10 protein-coding genes are annotated in these 13,997 nt (G+C 63.1%); 5 read left to right on the top strand and 5 right to left on the bottom strand.

Features of this window, described 5'->3' with window-relative positions; translation table 11 throughout:
* Positions 1-109: 109 nt before the first annotated feature.
* A complete protein-coding gene (locus DM374_RS15585; RefSeq protein ID WP_110970672.1) occupies positions 110-1,054 on the bottom strand; it encodes a LysR substrate-binding domain-containing protein in 945 nt (314 codons plus the stop codon).
* On the opposite strand from DM374_RS15585, the gene DM374_RS33480 reads away from it, so the two are divergent.
* Positions 1,053-1,208, top strand: a complete 156-nt coding sequence (locus DM374_RS33480) for a hypothetical protein (RefSeq protein ID WP_159985348.1) — start codon at positions 1,053-1,055, stop codon at positions 1,206-1,208. The genes DM374_RS15585 and DM374_RS33480 overlap by 2 nt on opposite strands.
* On the top strand, positions 1,186-2,568 hold the full coding sequence (locus tag DM374_RS15580) for a NorM family multidrug efflux MATE transporter (protein WP_110970671.1): 1,383 nt from the start codon (positions 1,186-1,188) through the stop codon (positions 2,566-2,568). The genes DM374_RS33480 and DM374_RS15580 overlap by 23 nt, the downstream gene beginning before the upstream one ends.
* Before the next feature lie 138 nt (positions 2,569-2,706).
* Here DM374_RS15580 and DM374_RS15575 read toward each other — a convergent pair whose 3' ends face one another.
* The gene (locus DM374_RS15575) at positions 2,707-4,371 is read right to left on the bottom strand and encodes a putative bifunctional diguanylate cyclase/phosphodiesterase (protein WP_110970670.1); all 1,665 of its coding nucleotides are present in this window, start codon (positions 4,369-4,371) and stop codon (positions 2,707-2,709) included.
* Between the two features lie 266 nt (positions 4,372-4,637).
* On the opposite strand from DM374_RS15575, the gene rep reads away from it, so the two are divergent.
* Entirely contained in the window at positions 4,638-6,647 is a 2,010-nt protein-coding gene (gene rep, locus DM374_RS15570; RefSeq protein ID WP_110970669.1) for a DNA helicase Rep, read from the top strand.
* A 66-nt stretch (positions 6,648-6,713) separates the two neighbouring features.
* A complete protein-coding gene (gene xpt, locus DM374_RS15565) occupies positions 6,714-7,283 on the top strand; it encodes a xanthine phosphoribosyltransferase (protein ID WP_095159861.1) in 570 nt (189 codons plus the stop codon).
* A gap of 180 nt (positions 7,284-7,463) precedes the next feature.
* Here the strand turns inward: xpt and DM374_RS15560 are convergent, their stop codons facing one another.
* Genes DM374_RS15560 through DM374_RS15550 form a run of 3 tightly spaced genes read right to left on the bottom strand, consistent with a single transcriptional unit; the run spans position 7,464 to position 12,367 of the window.
* Positions 7,464-8,837: an HlyD family type I secretion periplasmic adaptor subunit gene (locus DM374_RS15560; RefSeq protein ID WP_110970668.1), complete on the bottom strand. Its 1,374-nt coding sequence runs from the start codon at positions 8,835-8,837 to the stop codon at positions 7,464-7,466.
* The gene (locus tag DM374_RS15555; RefSeq protein WP_110970667.1) at positions 8,827-10,980 is read right to left on the bottom strand and encodes a type I secretion system permease/ATPase; all 2,154 of its coding nucleotides are present in this window, start codon (positions 10,978-10,980) and stop codon (positions 8,827-8,829) included. Before DM374_RS15555 ends, DM374_RS15560 begins: the two co-directional genes overlap by 11 nt.
* Before the next feature lie 34 nt (positions 10,981-11,014).
* Positions 11,015-12,367, bottom strand: coding sequence for a TolC family outer membrane protein (locus DM374_RS15550; RefSeq protein ID WP_110970666.1), 1,353 nt, complete (start codon positions 12,365-12,367; stop codon positions 11,015-11,017).
* Between the two features lie 346 nt (positions 12,368-12,713).
* Here DM374_RS15550 and DM374_RS15545 point away from each other — a divergent pair.
* Positions 12,714-13,997 (top strand): retention module-containing protein (locus tag DM374_RS15545; RefSeq protein WP_157969704.1); only part of this gene is annotated, 1,284 nt, incomplete at its 3' end.

The following is a 13,997-nucleotide window of genomic DNA, read 5'->3' as shown; positions in this document are numbered from 1 at the left end:
GCACCGTCGGCATAAAAAGACGGGGCCTTTCTCCTGAGGCCCTCGCCCTTTAGATTCGGCTTTGCGGCGGATTACTTGAGTGTTGCACCCGGATATCCAGCGCAAACGATCATTCGCTGCCGTTAAGCTCATTTGCCTGCAGCATTTCCACTTCTGGCAACTGCATCGCTCGTGCCTCGCTCTGCAGGAAATCACTCAGCCGGCGCAGGCGCTCGCCGCCGGGGCGGGTGCGTGGCCAGACCAGAAAATAATCCAGACCGCTGGCCACCGCCGACGGCCATGGCAGGCTGAGCCGGCCTTGGGCGACGTCTTCGGCGACCATCAGCAAATCGCCCATGGACACACCATAGCCCCGCGCCGCCGCGATCATGCCCAGCTCCAGAGTGTCGAACACCTGGCCGCCCTTGAGCGAAATCTGCTCGGTCAGGCCCATGCGCGCCAGCCAGGTGCGCCAGTCGCGCTTGTCCGGGGTCGGGTGCAGCAGCTCGCAGGCGGCCAGGCGCTCTGCGGTCCACGGGCCTTCCTTGAGCAATTCGGGCGCGCCCACCGGCACCAGCAGTTCGGAGAACAGCCGGCTGACTTCCCAGTCCGGGGGAAAGTGCCCGTCGCCCAGCAGCACCGCGCAGTCGAACGGCTCCTGATTGAAGTCGACATGATCGACATCCATCCAGGCGCTGGTCAGTTGCACCTCGTTGCCGGGCTGCAGATGGCGGAAGCGGCTCAGCCGCGCCAGCAGCCAGCGCATGGTCAGGGTCGAGGGCGCCTTCATGCGCAATACACCGTCTTCACTGCGCAGGGTGCTGCAGGCCCGCTCCAGCGCAGCGAAACCTTCACGCACGCCGGGCAGCAACAACCGCGCCGCCTCGCTGAGTTGCAGGCTGCGGCCATTGCGGACGAACAGGCGACAGGCGAAGTGTTCTTCAAGCGTGCGGATATGCCGGCTCACCGCGCTCTGGGTGACGTTCAACTCATCCGCCGCGCGGGTGAACGAGCTGTGCCGCGCCGCAGCCTCGAAGGCGCGCAGCGCGTACAGCGGGGGAAGACGTTGGGACATGGGCGAACCTCCTGGCGCGCATCTTCGCATGAGTTTTAATCATGCCAGTGATCGTTTTTATCCTTTTGTGCGCCGCGCTGCAAAGGCCGAAAATTGCTGGCTTCTCTCTTCTTCAGGCAAGGACACCGATCATGCAGGCCGCGTCGACTCATGAACTCAAGGCACTGTTGCGGCTCGCGGGGCCGCTGATTGCCTCGCAGTTGGCGCACATGCTGATGCTGCTCACCGACACCTTCATGATGGCCAGGATCAGCCCCGAGGCGCTGGCCGGCGGCGGGCTGGGTGCGGCGAGCTATTCGTTCGTGTCGATCTTTTGCCTGGGCGTGATCGCCGCAGTGGGCACGCTGGTCGCCATCCGCCATGGTGCCGGCGACACCGACGGCGCCACCCGCCTGACCCAGGCCGGACTATGGCTGGGTTGGGTGATGGCGGTGGTGGCGGCGTTGGTGCTGTGGAACCTGTCGCCGGTGCTCCTGCTGCTGGGGCAGACGCCCGGCAACGTCGAAAACGCCAGCCAGTTCCTGTTGCTGCTGCCATTCGCCTTGCCCGGCTACCTGACGTTCATGGCCCTGCGCGGTTTCACCAGCGCGCTGGGGCGGTCATCGCCGGTGATGGTCATCAGCGTTGTGGGGACGGTACTCAACTTCCTGCTCAACTATGCGTTGATCGAAGGCATGTTCGGCTTGCCCAAGCTCGGCCTGATGGGTATTGGCCTGGTCACCGCGATCGTCGCCAACTGCATGGCGGTAGCCCTGGCGCTGTATATCCGCAAGCACCCGGCCTACGCGCCCTACCCGATCCGCAAGCAACTTTCGCGGCCGTCGCTGCCGGCCCTGCGCGAGCTATGGCGGCTGGGCCTGCCGATTGGTGGCACCTACACCGTGGAAGTAGGGCTGTTTGCCTTCGCGGCGCTGTGCATGGGCACCATGGGCAGTACTGAACTGGCGGCGCACCAGATTGCGCTGCAGATCGTCTCGACCGCGTTCATGGTGCCGGCGGGGTTGTCCTATGCGGTGACCATGCGTGTCGGCCTGCACTACGGCGCTGATCGCCTGCTGGCGGCGCGGCATGCCGGGCGGATCGGCATCGGTTTTGGTGCGGCGCTGATGCTGGGCTTCTCGGTGTTGTTCTGGCTGGTGCCGGAGCCGCTGGTTAACCTGTTCCTCGACCGCGACAACCCGGCCTTCACCGGTGTGATTCAACTCGCCGTGAGCCTGTTGATGGTGGCGGCGTGGTTTGAACTGTTCGACGGCATCCAGACCATCGCCATGGGCTCGATTCGCGGTCTCAAGGACGCCAAGACCACCTTCCTGGTGGGCCTGGGTTGCTACTGGCTGATTGGAGCACCAGCGGCGTGGATCATGGCGTTCCCGCTGGGTATGGGCGCGGTCGGCGTCTGGTGGGGACTGGCGCTGGGGCTGGCGTGCGCGGCGATCAGCCTGACGTGGGCGTTTGAGTGGCGGATGAAGCGGATGATGGGCGGAGCGAGTGTGGGAGTGCCGGTTCGGCCTTGATATCGCTGCAGGGGTATCTACACATCGCGCGGGCTTGACGCAAAACGTGTGGGAGCGGCCCATCGCGGCTAACGGCCGCTCCCACAGGTTCCGCGTCAACCCTGTTTCACCGCTACCAGGCCCTTCGCGTGGCGTTGATTACAACGCCATCGGCCGCTGCGCCGCGTTCGCCAGCAAGAACTCTACCAGCGGCTCGATCGCCAACGGCTTGCTGATCAGGTAACCCTGCACCTGGTCGCAGCCGAAACTGCGCAGCAGTTCCAGTTGCTCGGTGGTTTCCACACCTTCGGCCACCACTTCAAGGTGAAGGTTGTGCGCCAGATTGATCATCGCGTGGACCAGCTTGCGGTTTTCTTCACGCTGTTCCATGCCGGCGACAAAGCTGCGATCGACCTTGAGCAGGGCGATCGGCAGGCTGTTGAGGTGCACGAACGACGAGAAACCGGTGCCGAAATCGTCCAGCGAGAAGCGCACACCCAGCCGCCCTAGGGCGTCCATAGTCTGCTTGACCAAGTCGTTGCGGCGCATGACCGCAGTCTCGGTCAGTTCGAATTCCAGCCAGCGCGCATCGACGCCGTGCTGCACGATCAGTCGGCTCAGGGTCGCCAGCAACTGGCTGTCCTGGAACTGGCGGAACGACAGGTTCACCGCCATGTGCAGCGGCGCCAGGCCGCGCTCGCGCAGGACCTGGACATCGCGCAACGCACGGGAAATTACCCAGTAACCCAGCGGCACGATCAGCCCGCTCTGCTCGGCCAGCGGGACGAACTCACTCGGCGGCAGCAGGCCGCGCTCGGCATGGCGCCAGCGAACCAGGGCTTCGAGGCCGACGATGCGGCCTTCGCTCAGGTCCAGACGCGGCTGATAGTGCAGTTCCAACTCGTCGCGGCGCAGGGCGCGGCGCAGCTCGCTCTCCAGGTCGGCCATGCTGCGGGCGTTCTGGTTGATGCGTTCATCGAAGATGTGGAAAGTGCAGCCATGGGTGCTCTTGGCCTGCTGCATGGCGATGTGCGCGTGCCACATCAACGGGTCGGCACCGGCCAGCGCGCGGGCGTGGGCGACGCCCAGGCTGCAGCCGACCAACAGGCTTTCGCCGTCAATCCAGTAGGGCTCGGCGAGGGCTTCGACGATGCGTTCGGCCATCCACTCGGCCCGTTGCGGCTCGCGGCGAGTGTCAATCAGCAGGGCGAATTCATCGCTACCGAGACGGGCCAGGCGATCACCGGCTTCCAGTTGGCTCTTGAGCCGACCCACCACCTGCAGGATCAGGCGGTCGCCGCCCTGGTGGCCGAGGGCGTCGTTGGCATGGCGGAAGTTGTCGAGATCGAGGTGGCCAAGGGCAACGCCACGGCCTTCGTTCTCGGCCAGACGTGCCGCCAGCAGGGTCTGGAAGCCCTGGCGGTTGGCGATGCCGGTCAGTGGATCTTGCTCGGCGAGGCGTTGCAGAGTGTTTTCCAGCACACCGCGCTCGCGCACATGGCGCAGGCAGCGGCGCACGGTGTCGCTGCCCAGGTGTCCACGCACCAGCCAGTCGCTGACGCCGGGCGGCGCGCTGACCGGCTCGTCTTCCAGCAACAGCACCATCGGCAGGTCGCAGCGGCCCGGTGCCGGCTGGCGACCCGGCGTGGCCAGGACGACAGCATTGCGGTCGCGGGCGAACAGGCTGTCCACCGACTCCCAGCTCGGAGCCGTCAGCAACACCGCGGCGCCCGCCAGCGGCAATAGCGACTCACCGAGGGCGACGGCCCATTCGGGCTCTTCGGCCAGCAGGAGCAAACGCAACGGTTCGGCAGGCGTAGACAAGCTCTCTCCTTAGTTAGCACGCGGACGCAGTCATTGACGCTGAATGATAGGAAAACGACACCACGCACTAATGTAAATGATTTTCACTTGGAACACGGTACTGTCGTTTCCAGAAAACCGTTCAATCCGGGCACGCATCCTGATGGAAAGTAGCAAAGCCGGCAAATCTGGATATTGTGCTGCGTCACACTGTCAGACGGTCGCGCCATGGCGACGATCCCCTGTTAAACTGCGCGGCTATTTTTCAACCACCCCCGGTTTACGTCATGTCCCGACTCAATCCCCGGCAGCAAGAAGCCGTGAACTACGTCGGCGGCCCGCTTCTGGTACTTGCCGGCGCGGGCTCCGGCAAGACCAGCGTGATCACCCGCAAGATCGCCTACCTGATCCAGCAGTGCGGGATTCGCGCCCAGTACATCGTGGCCATGACCTTCACCAACAAGGCCGCGCGGGAGATGAAGGAGCGGGTCGGCACCCTGCTGCGCAAGGGCGAGGGCCGCGGCCTGACGGTGTCGACTTTCCACAACCTCGGGTTGAACATCATCCGCAAGGAACACCAGCGGCTCGGCTACAAGCCCGGTTTCTCGATCTTCGACGAAACCGATGTGAAAGCCCTGATGACCGACATCATGCAGAAGGAATACTCCGGGGAAGACGGCGTCGACGAGATCAAGAACATGATCGGCGCCTGGAAAAACGACCTGATCCTGCCGCCCGAAGCGCTGGAAAAAGCCCGCAACCCCAAGGAGCAGACCGCCGCCATCGTCTACGCCCACTACCAGCGCACGCTGAAGGCGTTCAACGCGGTGGACTTCGACGACCTGATCCTGCTGCCGGTGAAGCTCTTCGAAGAGCACGCCGACATCCTCGAAAAGTGGCAGAACCGGGTGCGTTACCTGCTGGTAGACGAATATCAGGACACCAACGCCAGCCAGTACCTGCTGGTGAAGATGCTGATCGGCACGCGCAACCAGTTCACCGTGGTGGGCGACGACGACCAGTCGATCTACGCCTGGCGCGGCGCGCGGCCGGAAAACCTGATGCTGCTCAAGGACGACTACCCGTCGCTCAAAGTGGTCATGCTGGAGCAGAACTACCGCTCCACCAGCCGCATCCTGCGCTGCGCCAACGTGCTGATCGCCAACAACCCGCACGCGTTCGAGAAGCAGTTGTGGAGCGAGATGGGTCACGGTGACGAGATCCGCGTGATCCGCTGCAAGAACGAGGAAGCCGAGGCCGAGCGGGTGGCCATGGAAATCCTCAGCCTGCACCTGCGCACCGACCGCCCGTACAGCGATTTCGCCATCCTCTACCGCGGCAACTACCAGGCCAAGCTGATCGAGCTGAAGTTGCAGCACCATCAAGTGCCGTACCGCCTGTCGGGCGGCAACAGCTTCTTCGGCCGCCAGGAAGTGAAGGACCTGATGGCCTACTTCCGCCTGCTGGTAAACCCGGACGACGACAACGCCTACCTGCGGGTGATCAACGTGCCGCGCCGGGAAATCGGCTCGACCACCCTGGAAAAGCTCGGCAACTACGCCACCGAGCGCAAGATTTCGATGTACGCCGCCAGCGAAGAGCTGGGCCTGCGCGAGCATCTCGATACCCGCTTCACCGACCGCCTGCACCGTTTCAAGACCTGGATGGACAAGGTTCGCGAGCAGGTAGCGCTGGAAGACCCGATCGCCGCGCTGCGCAGCATGGTGATGGACATCGATTACGAAAACTGGATTCGCACCAACAGTTCCAGCGACAAGGCCGCGGACTTCCGCATGGGCAACGTCTGGTTCCTGATCGACGCGCTGAAAAGCACGCTGGAGAAGGACGAAGAAGGCGACATGACCATCGAGGACGCCATCGGCAAGCTGGTGCTGCGCGACATGCTGGAGCGCCAGCAGGAAGAAGAGGACGGCGCCGAGGGCGTGCAGATGATGACGTTGCACGCGTCCAAGGGCCTGGAATTCCCCTACGTGTTCATCATGGGCATGGAGGAGGAGATTCTTCCGCACCGCTCCAGCATCGAAGCCGACACCATCGAAGAAGAACGCCGCCTGGCGTATGTCGGCATTACCCGGGCTCGCCAGACCCTGGCCTTCACCTTCGCCGCCAAGCGCAAGCAGTACGGCGAGATCATCGATTGTTCGCCGAGCCGCTTCCTGGATGAGCTGCCGGCCGAGGATCTGGCCTGGGAAGGCCTGGACGACGCACCCACCGAGGTCAAGGCAGCGCGAGGCAATACGGCATTGGCCGATATCCGTGCCATGCTCAAACGGTAGATAATCACCCCTTTAATCGCCCTGGCTCATTGCCGGGGCCTTTTGCTTACATCCGAGGAAACACCAGTGGAAGCACTGCACCAGAAGATTCGCGAAGAAGGCATCGTGCTTTCCGACCAGGTACTGAAAGTCGATGCGTTTCTCAACCATCAGATCGACCCTGCGCTGATGCAACTGATCGGTGACGAGTTCGCCCGTCTGTTCGCCGACTCCGGCGTGACCAAGATCGTCACCATCGAAGCCTCCGGCATCGCCCCGGCGGTGATGACCGGCCTGAAGCTCGGCGTGCCGGTGCTGTTCGCGCGCAAGCATCAGTCCCTGACGCTGACTGAAAACCTGCTGACCGCCTCGGTGTATTCCTTCACCAAGCAGACCGAGAACACCGTGGCCATCTCGCCGCGTCACCTCAACAGCAGCGACCGCGTACTGGTCATCGACGACTTCCTGGCCAACGGCAAGGCGTCCCAGGCGCTGATCTCGATCATCAAGCAGGCGGGCGCGACCGTTGCCGGCCTGGGTATCGTCATCGAGAAGTCGTTCCAGGGCGGCCGCGCCGAGCTGGACAGCCAGGGTTACCGCGTTGAATCGCTGGCCCGGGTCAAATCGCTGGAAGGCGGCCAGGTCACCTTCCTCTGACCGAGCCCCTCGGCCCGGATGTAAAAAGCCCGCCGCCACAGTGATGTGGCGGCGGGCTTTTTCATGGCTGGGAGTTTCTTGTGGTCTTTAGGGCCTAATCGCTGGCAAGCCAGCTCCCACAGGGTGCTTGTACCGCCCCTGTGGGAGCTGGCTTGCCAGCGATTAGGCCCCAAACCTTGATCAGCGCTCCCGAAGAGCCTCCGCTCGGGCCCGGATAATCGGCTTGAGCAGATAACTCAGCACACTCTTCTTGCCCGTGATGATATCCACCGAAGCCACCATGCCTGGGATGATCAGCAGCGGCTTCTCATCCGTGCCCAGGTGGCTGCGGTCGGTACGCAGCTTGATCAGGTAGAAGGTGTTGCCCTCTTCATCGGTGATGGTGTCGGCACCGATCTGCTCCAGCTTGGCCTTCAGGCCGCCATAGATCGTGAAGTCATAAGCGGTGAACTTGACCATGGCTTCCTGGCCTGGGTGCAGGAAGGCGATGTCCTGCGGACGGATCCGCGCTTCCACCAGCAAGGTGTCGTCCAGCGGCACGATTTCCACCAGATCGCTGCCCGGCTGGATCACGCCGCCGATGGTGTTGACCAGCACCTGCTTGACGATGCCCCGCACCGGCGAGGTGACCAGCGTGCGGCTGACCCGGTCTTCCAGCGCCTTGCCGGTGGCCTGGGTCTTGTTCAGGTCGGTGCGCGCCTCGTTGAGTTGGGTCAGCGCGTCACTGCGGAACTTGCCGCGGGTTTCGTCGATCTTGCGCTCGACTTCCTTGATCGCCGACTCGGCCCGCGGGATCGCCAGAGACGTGGCATCGAGCTGACCGCGGTTTTCCACTTCGGCGCGCTTGAGCCGCAGCACTTCCACCGGGGACACCGCGCCCTGCGCCACCAGCGGCTCGGACATGCCGATCTCCTGGCGCAGCAGTTGCAGGCTGTTGCGGTACTGCGACTGCTTGGAGGAAAACTCGCGAAGCTCTTGCTGACGCTGCACCAGTTGCTCCTGCAGACCGCCGACTTCGTCCTGCAATTGCTGACGCCGGCTCTGATATAGGGATTCTTCGCTGGACGCCTGGGTCGGCGCGGCCTTGCGCAGCTCGGCGTCGATGTTCAACGGCCGGTCCTCGGCCTCGGCGCTCAGGCGCTCGACCCGCAGGGACAGGCCCACGCGGTCAGCCTCGGTCTCGCCAACGTTGGAGACGAAGCGGGTGTCGTCCAGACGCAGCAACGGCGCACCGGCCTCGACCACCTGGCCTTCATGAATGTAGATCTGCGCGACGATGCCGCCTTCCAGGTTCTGGATCTTTTGCAGTTTCGAGGACGGGATGGCCTTGCCGTCGCCGCGGGTGACTTCGTCCAGCACGGCGAAGTTGGCCCACAACACGAGGAACAGGAAGAAGCAGATGATGCCCCAGATGGTCAGCCGGACAATGCGCGGCGCATCCTCCACCAACGCCTTGTTGACCTCTGGCAGCGGCTCGCCGCCGAACGATTGCGAACCCTTGAAATAGCCGCGCAAGACATCCTTGAAGCGCCCAACTCCTGACTTAAGCAACACTGATCTGCCCCTTCTTGAGCGCATCCATGACGGCCGCTTTCGGGCCGTCGGCAACGATCTGGCCGCGGTCGATGACGATCAACCGATCTACCAGTGACAGCAACGAGGCGCGGTGTGTCACCAGCACCACCGTCTTGTGTTCGATAACCGCTTGCAGGCGCTGTTTGAGGCGCTCTTCACCGGTGTTGTCCATGGCCGCGGTGGGCTCGTCGAGCAGCAGGACCTGCGGGTTGAGCAGCAGCGCCCGGGCCAGGGCGACGTTCTGCCGCTGACCACCGGAAAGGTTCTGGCCGCGCTCGCCGACCTGCAATTCATAGCCTTGCGGGTGAAGGCGGGCGAACTCGTGCACACCGGCCAGTTCGGCGGCCTGCAGGACCATCTCGTCCTCGACGTAACGAGCGCCACTGACCAGGTTGTCACGCAGAGTGCCGGCCAGTAGTTGAATGTCCTGCGGCACATAGCCGAGGTTGTGGCGCAGCTCGCTGACGTCGATCTGGCGAATGTCCACGCCGTCTACCAGCAACGAGCCAGCGTCGGCCTCGTACAGGCCCACCACCAGCTTGGCCAGCGAGCTTTTGCCCGAGCCACTGCGGCCGATGATGCCGACCTTCTCGCCGGGACGGATGGCCATGCTGATGTTCTTCAGCGCGGGGTTCTGCTGGTTCGGGTAGGTGAAGTCGACACCACGGAATTCCAGGGCGCCTTGCAGGACCTGACGGCTCAGCGGGCGCTCTTCGAAATTGCGCTCCTGCGGCAGTTCCATCATCTGGTCGGTGGACACCATGGTCACCTTGGCCTGCTGGTAGCGGGTCAGCAGACCGGCCAGTTGACCCAGCGGACCAAGAGCGCGGCCGCTGAGCATGTAGCAGGCGATCAGGCCGCCCATGCTGAGGTTGCCGGCCATGATCTGGTAGACACCGAAGCAGATCAGCGCGACCCCGGCCAGTTGCTGGATCAGCAAGGTGATGTTCATGGCCAGGCCCGACAGCACTTTCACCCGCAGTTCGAGACGGCTGAGGGTACCGATGGTTTGCTCCCACATGTACTGGCGTTCGCTTTCGGCGTTGTTGACCTTGACCGCGTCCAGTCCGGCGAGGGTTTCGATCAAGCTCGACTGGCGCTCGGAGGCCAGGGCCATGGTCCGCTCCAGGGTCGCCGTCAGCGGCCGCTGCAGGGCATAGCCGATGCCGAGGGCCAACGGGAAGGCAACGATCGGCACCCACACCAGATGGCCGCCGATGATGCCGATCACCATCAGGATCAGCAGGGTGAACGGCAGGTCAATCAGGCTGGCGAGGGTCAATGACGCGAGGAAGTCGCGCAGGCCCTGAAACTCATGGATGTTCTGCGCAAAGCTGCCGACCCGCGCCGGGCGGTATTTCATCGACATGCCGACGATGCGTTCGAACAGCGTGGCGGAAATGATCAGGTCGGTCTTTTTCCCGGCGAGATCAAGGCAAAGGCTGCGCAAGCCCTTGAGGATGAGGTCGAAGACATAGGCGCCGGCGATCCCGATCGTCAGCACCCACAGGGTCGAGGTGGCCTGGTTCGGTACCACCCGATCGTAGACGTTCATCACGAACAGCGGCGCGGCCATGGCGATGATGTTGATGATCAGGCTGGCAGCGATAGCGTCGGCGTAGAGCCAGCGCGAGCGCTTGAGGGTGTCGCGGAACCAGGAACGGGCCCGGGGGATCAGGTTGCCGTGGTTCACATCGAACTTGTGCTGCGGTTGAGCGAAGAACACCCGGCCCGCGTAATCCGCTTCCAGTGCCTCGCGGCTGACATGCACCTCGCCGCCGTCGCTCTCGCTGAGCAGCAGACGTGCGGTGTTTTCATTCTCCCAGCCGAGCAGGACGGTGCTGCGCCCATCTTTGAGCAGCAGCATGGTCGGCATGGCGATGCTCGGGATGTGCTCCAGCTTGCGCTGCAACAGGCGCCCTTGCAGCCCGGCCCGGGCCGCCGCTCGCGAGAGCAGCTCGGGACTCAGGCGCTGCGCCGGCAGCGGCAGGCCCGTGGTAAGCATGGCGCGGCTGGCGGGCTTCTGGTGCAACACGCAGAGCGACAGCAGGCTGTCCAGCAGCGGATCGTCGTGCAGGCTTCGCGGGTCATGGGTGAGGTTTCTGCTGACAGATGAATCCACGCGGACTTCCTTGCTGGCTAGGGGGGGCCGTTAATCAGTTGAGCCCGGGCAAGTTTACTCTGGGCTTGATGTCGTTCTGTACGACGGTTGCCATCGGTGCCACGACGCCCTGGCTCCTGAGTAACTGACCAATGGTCGCTTTGATCCGGTACTGAGTAAACAGTTGAACGGTTTTGACTTCCGCCAGACGGCGCTGGGCACTGAACAATTCGTTCTCGCTGTCGAGCAGGTCGAGCAGTGTGCGCTCACCGAGGCCAAACTGGCTCTGGTAGGCAGTCCGCACGTTGCTGCTGTGCTGGACGTATTGCTGAGCGATCGGCACCTGCGCATCGGCGTTCTGCTTAGCATTCCACGCCAAGCCTAACTCCTCATTGAGCTGACGCAAGGCATTGTTGCGAATATCCAGCGCCTGGCTCGCCATGTAGGACTTGGATTCCAGGTCCGCCTTGTCGCTGCCGCCGTCGTACAGGTTGAAGCTCATCCGCACCATGGCTTGCCACTCGTTGTTGTGCCCGCTCACGCCGTCGACGTTGTTGTTCGCGCTGCGGCCCAGTTCGGCGTCGAAGCGCGGGTAGAACCGTGATTTGGCAGTTTCGTATTGCTTGTCGGCGGCGGCGATGTCCGATTCCGCCGAGCGCAGGGCCGGGTTGCTTTCGACCATTTGATGGCGGGCTTCATCGAGGGTCGCGGGCAGCAGGTCGATGAACGGCGGGGGCGGGCTCAGTTCATCGGGCAGTTGACCAACGACACTCAGGTAATTGGTTTGTGCGTCGGCCAGGTTGGTTTGTTCCGTCAGCAGGTTATTTTTTGCCGAAGCCAGGCGCGCTTCAGCCTGGTCCATGTCGGCCTGGCGTCCTACACCGCGAGAGGTGCGCAGGCGGATCTGGTCGTAAATGCGTTCGTGGCTGCGCAGGTTGTCCTCGGACAGACGCACCATGTCGCGGCGCATCAGCACATCGAGGTAGACCCGGGACACGGCCAGGCCGGTGCGCTCGGAGGAATCCAGCAGCGCATAGGCGCGAGAGTTGGCGGTGGCCTGCTGTCGACCCACTTCATTGGACGTCGCGAAGCCGTCGAACACCATCTGCCGCAGACGGACGCTGGACTCGCCGCGATTCAGGGTTTCCCAGTGGTCGCTCCCACCAGCGGCACGGGTGGTGGTGCTGTCGGTGCTTTCGCGGCCATAACCGGCCAGCACATCGACCTTGGGCAGATAGCCGCCCTGGGCAACGCGAACCTGTTTGTCGGCCGCGAGTCTACCGTTCACTCCAGCCTGGATTTCCGGGTGCGTTTCGAGGGCTTGTTGCATGGCTTGGGGCAGGGTCTGTGCGAAACAAAAATTGGCGCCAAAAAACAGTGCTGCGGCAGTCAGGACGGGCAAACGCATTTTCGTATTTTCCCCAGGGACTATTTGTCCCAAATCATCGCAAAACGTGGCATCCCACCAGAAAATGGCTATAAATGGAAACCGTGCGTCGGAAATTTCCTAATGAGAACCACATCACAGATCAACAGGTCTTCACCAGTTGAAATATCAATGTGACATTAGTAGGCCGATTGTTTAGGATGGCGACCACCGGGTCAATAGTTTGACTAAAAAGAATTAAAAAGAACTCGGCGCCATAAGTTTGACAGTAAGTCAGAACGTCTTGCGAAACATTCCAAGCAGATAGCGGCAACAACAGCCCAATGCGTATGGAAGCCACATTAGAACGGTTAGTTCGGAGAGTGTCATGAGCAGTGTTGTCGCCATCGTCCAACGTGTTATTGGCCAGGTAATGGCTGTATCCCCTGAAGGTGTTCAACGTGTACTGGTAGAAGGCGACCGCCTGTTTGCCGGCGACCAGGTTTTGACGGGGCTCTCCGGCGCCATCACCCTGGAGTTGACCGACGGGCGCACCATCGACCTGGGTCGTGATACGCAGTGGAGCGCAGACTCTCCGGACAGCACCACCAACATCGAGGAGATCGCCGCTCAGGCCGCGCCTTCGGTCGAGGAGCTGCAGCAAGCCATCGCCGCCGGTGCTGACCCGACGCAAGATCTCGAAGCGACCGCGGCGGGTCCGCAGGGCCAAGGCGGTGGTGCTGCGGGGGGTGGTCACAGTGTGGTGATGCTGGATGCGACTGCCGGTTCGGTGGCGCCGGTTATCGGTTATGAAACCGAAGGCTTGAACTTTGCTGCCACGCTGGATGAAGACTTCACGGGCGCGCCTGACACCACCACCCAGACCCTCGACGCCACCGCCACCACCCAGGAAAGCAGCCTGACGCTGAGCGCCACGCCAAGCGTTTCCGAGGCCGGCGGCGCGATCGTCTACACCGCGACCCTGACCCAGGCGCCGACCTCCGATCTGCGCGTGACCCTGTCCAACGGCCAGGTCATCGTCATTTCCGCTGGTCAACTGACCGGCAACGTCACCGTGGTGATTCCGTCCAGCGACAACGTCTACCTGGATGACCGCCAGATCTCCACCACCATCACCGGTACCACCGGTGGCGACGGCCTGACCCTCACCCCGAACACCACCCCGGCGGTCACCCAGATCGTCGACACCCTCGACACCACCACGCTCAATCTGACTGCGGGCGGCAGCGTCACCGAAGGCGGCGTGATCACCTACACCGCCAGCCTGACCAATCCGGCGCAAACGCCGGTGACCGTGACCCTGTCCAACGGCGCAGTGATCACCATCGCAGCCGGCGAAGTGACCGGCACCGTGCAAGTGCCGACCCCGGCCAATGACGTGTACGCCAACGGCAGCACCGTCAGCGTGACCATCACCGGCGCCTCGGGGGGCAACTTCGAGAACCTGGAGCCGAGCACGACGCCTGCCGTCACCACCATCACCGACTCCATCGACACCACGACCGTCAACCTGGGCGCCAGCGCCAGCGTTGCCGAAAACGGCGTGATCACCTACACCGCCAGCGTCACCGCGCCGGTGACCGGCTCGCCGGTGGTCATCACCCTGTCCAACGGCCAGACCATTACCATTCCGGTCGGCAGCAGCAGCGGC

The organism is Pseudomonas huaxiensis (genome assembly GCF_003231275.1).
Taxonomy (GTDB): Bacteria; Pseudomonadota; Gammaproteobacteria; order Pseudomonadales; family Pseudomonadaceae; genus Aquipseudomonas; species Aquipseudomonas huaxiensis.
This window is presented reverse-complemented; position numbering and strand designations above follow the sequence as displayed.